The organism is Halomonas sp. WWR20 (assembly GCF_054602495.1).
Genome location: NZ_JBTRHR010000030.1, coordinates 1 through 638, shown reverse-complemented (window position 1 = coordinate 638; position 638 = coordinate 1). Strand labels below are relative to the sequence as shown.

The window sequence follows — 638 nt, the reverse complement described above, 5'->3', positions numbered from 1 at the left end:
CGGCGGCCTGGGCCTGCTGCATCAGGCGGCAGGCGGCGGACAGGCCGCTGGGACCGGCACCGACGATGACCACGTCGAAGTCCATGTATTCACGTTCCACGTCTTATCTCCTCGTCTTGGATGCCAGGCGGTCAGGGCGCCATCATTTCGATTACCGAAAGTCTATTTCAAACGCTCGTTTGTTTCTAGCCGTATGTGTTGTTCAGGTATCTCTCTGGTGAGAGTTCACGCTAGGCGCTAGATAGCCAAGCATCAAAAGCACGCCATAGGCCACTTTAAGGCAAATTATGTCCTGCTCAGGATACCCATTTTTGAAGAGTTTGACCCGCTCTGGCCCTTACGCGAATATGCAGCTGAATAAATCGTAAGATGCATGATGCCGAGCGATATTTTTTGCGATAGGCTCTCTATCAAACGCTTGCATGAATTTTTATCAGGGCATGCCGGTAGTTTTCCACGGGTTTTCTAACCAAGCGAGGACGCTATGAAAGTACTCGTCGCGGTCAAACGCGTCATTGACTACAACGTCAAGATCCGCGTCAAGCCGGATCACTCCGATGTCGACCTGGCCAACGTCAAGATGGCCATGAATCCCTTCTGCGAGATCGCCGTCGAAGAAGCCGTACGCCTCAAGGAGA

Annotated in this window: 1 protein-coding gene and 1 pseudogene; one reads left to right on the top strand and one right to left on the bottom strand. The window is 52.5% G+C overall.

Translation table 11 applies throughout. The features are described 5' to 3' along the window. A partial coding sequence (locus ACW4DH_RS18990) for a hypothetical protein (protein WP_459637964.1) occupies window positions 1-85 on the bottom strand: 85 nt, incomplete at its 3' end. Between the two features lie 399 nt (window positions 86-484). On the opposite strand from ACW4DH_RS18990, the pseudogene ACW4DH_RS18985 reads away from it, so the two are divergent. Beyond that, a pseudogene (locus tag ACW4DH_RS18985) lies at window positions 485-638 on the top strand (electron transfer flavoprotein subunit beta/FixA family protein); the annotation flags it as partial.